General features: G+C 25.9%; 4 protein-coding genes. 3 read left to right on the plus strand and 1 reads right to left on the minus strand.

Annotated features, from left to right (window positions below):
• The 3 genes from ACRCZX_RS00230 to ACRCZX_RS00240 form a co-directional block, all read left to right on the plus strand.
• Nucleotides 1-275 (plus strand): hypothetical protein (locus ACRCZX_RS00230; protein ID WP_438580946.1); only part of this gene is annotated, 275 nt, incomplete at its 5' end.
• 24 nt (nucleotides 276-299) lie between these two features.
• Nucleotides 300-2393 carry a DEAD/DEAH box helicase family protein gene (locus tag ACRCZX_RS00235; protein WP_438580947.1) on the plus strand — a complete coding sequence of 698 codons (2094 nt, stop codon included), beginning with the start codon at nucleotides 300-302 and terminating at the stop codon, nucleotides 2391-2393.
• Nucleotides 2394-2704: 311 nt separating this feature from the next.
• Nucleotides 2705-2863: a hypothetical protein gene (locus tag ACRCZX_RS00240; protein ID WP_438580948.1), complete on the plus strand. Its 159-nt coding sequence runs from the start codon at nucleotides 2705-2707 to the stop codon at nucleotides 2861-2863.
• A gap of 102 nt (nucleotides 2864-2965) precedes the next feature.
• Here the strand turns inward: ACRCZX_RS00240 and ACRCZX_RS00245 are convergent, their stop codons facing one another.
• Nucleotides 2966-4831, minus strand: coding sequence for an HD domain-containing phosphohydrolase (locus ACRCZX_RS00245; protein WP_438580949.1), 1866 nt, complete (start codon nucleotides 4829-4831; stop codon nucleotides 2966-2968).
• Nucleotides 4832-5078 lie beyond the last annotated feature (247 nt).

A 5078-nucleotide genomic window follows, 5' to 3' on the forward strand; every position in this document is an offset into this window, starting at 1 on the left:
AAAAAAATGAAAATATGCTGAATAACTCTTCTGAAACTGATAAAACCCTCTTTCAAAACGTTGAACCTGTAGAATCTAGCGAATCAATGGATGATATATCTGAAATTAAAAAGAAGATTTTAGAAGCTTTAGAATTAGCTGATATTGTTTATTCTTACAGTGAAGATGCTAAAAAAGAGTTATTGCTTAGTATTTTGAAAGAAGTTATTGCAATAAGAAATGAGGGTATTTTAACAGCTAAAAAACTTACCGAAGTGATAGGTAATCATTTTTAAAATAAAATCTAAAGAGTAGGTGAAATGGTGTTTATTAACAATCGAAAACTTACAATGTATGAAAGTTTAAAAAATTCAATTAATTCTTCATCTGAAATTATTATAAATGTTTCGTTTATACGTGATTCGGGTTTGAAACTATTAATCCCAGAGTTGTTAAAGGCTAGAGATTCTGGTAAAACTATAAAAATACTTACAAGTGATTATATGAAAGTAACAGAGCCAAATGCTCTTTATAGACTTTTAAGTATTCCTGGAGTTAAAATTTTCAACAACCCGTTAAATGTATCGTTTCATCCCAAAACATATATATTCAAAACGAACGATAAAATAGAGGTTTATGTAGGTTCTTCAAATATATCTTATTCAGCATTAATATCAGGTGTTGAATGGACTTATCAATTCTTTGGAAATAGTGGTGACGAAGACATTGAAAATATTTTGTCAGAGTTTGAAGAACTTTACAGCCAAAATAGTTTTAATTTAACTTTAGAATGGCTTAGAAACTATGAAAAAACTTATCAAAAAAAAGAGCTTCAAAAGCTTATAGACCCAGATATTCCAATTCAAAATACGAATGTTTTAGAACCTATAAAGTTTCAAGTTCCAGCTCTTTATGAGCTTTCTAAAACGAGAGAAGAAGGTTATACAAAAGCTTTAGTAGTCGTAGGAACAGGACTGGGTAAAACATATTTATCAGCTTTTGATTCTATAAATTTTGAAAAAATCCTTTTTGTAGCTCATAGAGATGAAATTTTAAAAGACGCTCAAAAAACTTTTGAAACTATTTATTCTGACTCTAAAAGCTATGGATTTTTTAATGGATTTCAAAAAGATAAGTCAAAAGATATTTTGTTTGCAAGTGTTTCAACATTATCTAAAAGTGAATATCTCTCTCAAAAATACTTTGAAAAAGACTATTTTGATTATATTGTAATAGACGAGTTTCATCACAGTACTGCTAAAAGTTATTCAAACATTTTAAATTACTTTAAACCAAAATTTTTACTTGGATTAACAGCTACTCCAGAACGAAGTGATTCTGGAGATATTTATAAATTATGTGATTATAATATTGCATATGAATGTGATTTTAAAACTGGAATTAATAACGGTTGGCTTGTACCTTTTGAATACTTTGGAATTTATGATGATACTGATTATTCTTTAATTCCATGGAGAAATGGAAAATATGACGTCGAACTTTTAGAAAATTCTTTGATTTTAGAAAATAGAATAAATTTAGTTTTTAAAAAATATCTTCAATATAGAAAAAAATCTACTCTAGCATTTTGTGCGAGTGTAAAGCATGCCCAATTTATGAATGATTATTTTAAAAAAATGAAAATCAAAAGTTCAATTTTAATTGGAGAAACAAGTATTGAAGAACGTCAAAATATAATTAAAAAATTTAAAGACGGTAAACTAGAAATTATTTTTACTGTTGATGTTTTAAATGAAGGTGTTGATATCCCTTCAGTAGATACAGTACTTTTTCTAAGACCAACAAGTTCATATACAATCTTTATTCAACAACTTGGTAGAGGATTAAGAACCCATATTGACAAAGAGAAACTAAGAGTTCTAGATTTTGTTGGAAACTATCGAGGAGCAGAATTAAAACCAGGATTTTTAGCATCAACTAACCGAAAAACTGAACTTCCTAAATCTCCATTAGACGATAATTTTATACTACCTTTAGGATGTACAGCAAACTTTGATTTTAAAATAATAGAGTTTTTTGAATCACAGAAAAATCAAAAAAATAGTTTAATTCAAAAAATAGACGCTGATTACAATGAAATAAAGAATCTGTTAAATAAAAATCCAAGTTTAATGGACGTTTATACATTTGGGAAAATACCTGTTCATGCTTATTTAAAACAGTATAAAACATGGTATCAATTTCTAAAAATTAAAAATGATTTATCCCCTCAAGAATCAACGTTTTCAGAGCTAGCAATAGATTTTTTAGAGTTTCTAGAAAAGACAGTTATGACAAAATCTTATAAAATTCCTTTATTACAGTGTTTATTTAAAGTACACCCTAAACAGATAGGTTTAAAGTCTTTATATAAAACGTTGATTCTATTGATAGTAATAGATAGTATATGCTGAACTGTAGATAAAATACTGTTAAGTAATAACGTCCAATATAATTAAAAGTTTAATAATAATTTTGATGCTAGACTTATTTGTGTAAAATAAGATATACTAATTAGATATGTTATGGCGAGTTTGTAATATTCAAAAATAAAGCATCCAGGGGAAAAATTAAATATGTTAGAAAAAAAAATATCATTTTACAAGAATCAAGAGAACTACTAAAAACTAATACTGAATTTGTAAAAAAAACAGCAAGAGTAGAAACAATTGAATCTTTAAAAACAAAAGAAAAAATCCTAAAATATTCAAAAGTTTTTGGTGGTTTGTTAAACGACAAAGAATTAATAGAGTTTATAGAAATTCCAATGAACAAGTATTACAAATACAAAAAAGAATTAGTAAACGAAAAATTTTTAGCACCGTTATTAAAAAATATAACAGTAATAAAATGTCCAAGATATATACCTAATAGAAATTACTAAATTATAATCTAATATCAAAAAGCTCTAATTACTATTCGAATAGTAATTAGAGCTTTTTTCTTTAGGTAAAGCGTATTTTTTTTAAAAAGAGTGTTTCTAAATTTAGTTATTTCTAAAAATATTTTCAAACTCTTTATTGAATTCTAAAAATATTTTCACTATGTCTGGATCAAAATGTTTTCCACTCTCTTTTTGTATAATATCAACAGCTTTTTCATGAGAAAAGCCTTCTTTATATACTCGTGTTTGTCTTAAAGCATCATAAACATCTGCTAAAGCGACTATTCGAGCTTCTAAAGGTATATCTGTTGATTTTAATCCACTACAATAACCTTTTCCATCCCAACGCTCATGATGATAAAGAACTAAATTACTCGCGATTGTTCCTAATTCCATTTTATCTATAAGTTTTTTTCCTAAAATAACATGCTCTTTCATTTTTTGAAATTCTTCCTCTGTTAATTTACCAGGCTTTTTCAATATTGTATCTGAAATTCCAATTTTACCAACATCATGAAGTGATGCATACTCTCCAATTTCATTTATAAATTTAGACGAACATTTTAATTGTTGAGCTAAAAGTTTTGAGTATAAGTTAACCCTTAAAATATGATGCCCTGTATCTTCATCATTTAACTCATTTGCAGCTTCAAAACTATGAACAAGAGCTTTTGTTATACGTTTTCCTTTTAATTGAGCTAAAAACATTTTTTTCAAAAGATAAGCTAATATTAATATTATTGTTATTAAAACAGCTGCAACAAATAAAAAATATTCATAATTGATGTTTATTTTTTTAGAAAATTTCAATTCACTTTGTAGAATACTACTTTCAAATAATTTATTTGGAAAAATAATATCCAAAAGTTCGAACAATTCTACATCATGAGGAACTCCAAAACCAAGGGTTGCATAGCCGCCTAAAAATCCAGAAACCTTTATATCTTTCTCTAGATACTTGTTTTCAATAGCCATATAAATAATTTTAAAATCACCATATAAATAATCAATTTCACCTTTTAATAATCCGTTTAAAGCAGCGTCAGAATCTTTATATTTTATATATTTTTCAAAGTGAGAGATATTTTTTAGAAAATCTGAATTCAAATTTTCTATGCTTACAAAACCAACACTTTTACTATAAGTTTCTTCAGATGAATCTATAAAATTTTCTGAAATACGAGAAAATACAGCAACTCCAATTTTATAGTATGGTATATATTTATCAGAATTTGTTTCTGCAAATATACTTGAATCTACAGCTTTAATATCATATTTCTCATTTGAATTTTTTGTATATACTAAAGGAACTCCTAAAACAAATGACAATTCATTTAATCGATCAATTGCATAACCTTCATTTTTGTTTTTATATTTATATACAAATGGTAAAACATCACCACTTGGTGGCAATAAAACTTTGATAGAACTATATTTTTTTCTTAATTCTAAAACTCTTTTATCTTTTTTTAACAGTGTCTTGTAAAATATTGGACGTTCTTTTTTTAAACTTTCCAAAATCTCAGAATTACTAAAATCTATTGTTGATTTTTTTACAATTGAATAAAGCTCTGGTAAATTTTTATTAACAGACAACCAACTATTTGATACGGGTATTTCATTTTTTGGTGTAAATTTATCTTCTAAAGTTGGAATATAGTAATATAACTTTTCTCTTGATTCAACTCTACTTGAATTAAATACAATATCACCTTCTCCATTTTTTAAAAGATTTCTTAAATCTTCTCTCTGTTTTACAGTTATATTAAATTTCAATCCTGTTTTATCCGTAATTTTTTTAAAAAAATCTAAATATACTCCTCCTAATTTCCCATTTTCTTTTTGAAAAAAATAGATATGATTTGGATTATAAAAATATACATTTATAACTTTACTTTTATTTTTGTCTAACCAGTATTTTTCTTTATCTGTTAAATTTAAACTAAAAATTTGTGTAAAGATAATCAAAAATCCAATTATTAATTTTTTAATTTGTATCCTCCTAGTAGATCTTTTTTAACTTTAGTATTATATATTAACTTATTTTAGCCTAGACCTATCCTTAAATCTATGCGTCTCTTTTAGTGTTCTAGTGTTTTAGTCTTCTAAAGGTATATTATAGCATAATCCTGTGTTTATTATAATATGTTATAGAGTATAGTATACGCCTCCTTTGAGCAAACCACGGTCCATTTTGAACGAACCGAGACTTATC

It is taken from the genome of Cetobacterium sp. (assembly GCF_051658645.1).
In the GTDB taxonomy this organism is placed as follows: domain Bacteria; phylum Fusobacteriota; class Fusobacteriia; order Fusobacteriales; family Fusobacteriaceae; genus Cetobacterium_A.

What these genes read in the sequence shown, in the direction of transcription:
- ACRCZX_RS00235 (WP_438580947.1), top strand. Translation starts at nt 300, where the DNA reads ATGGTGTTTATTAACAATCGAAAACTTACAATGTATGAAAGTTTAAAA.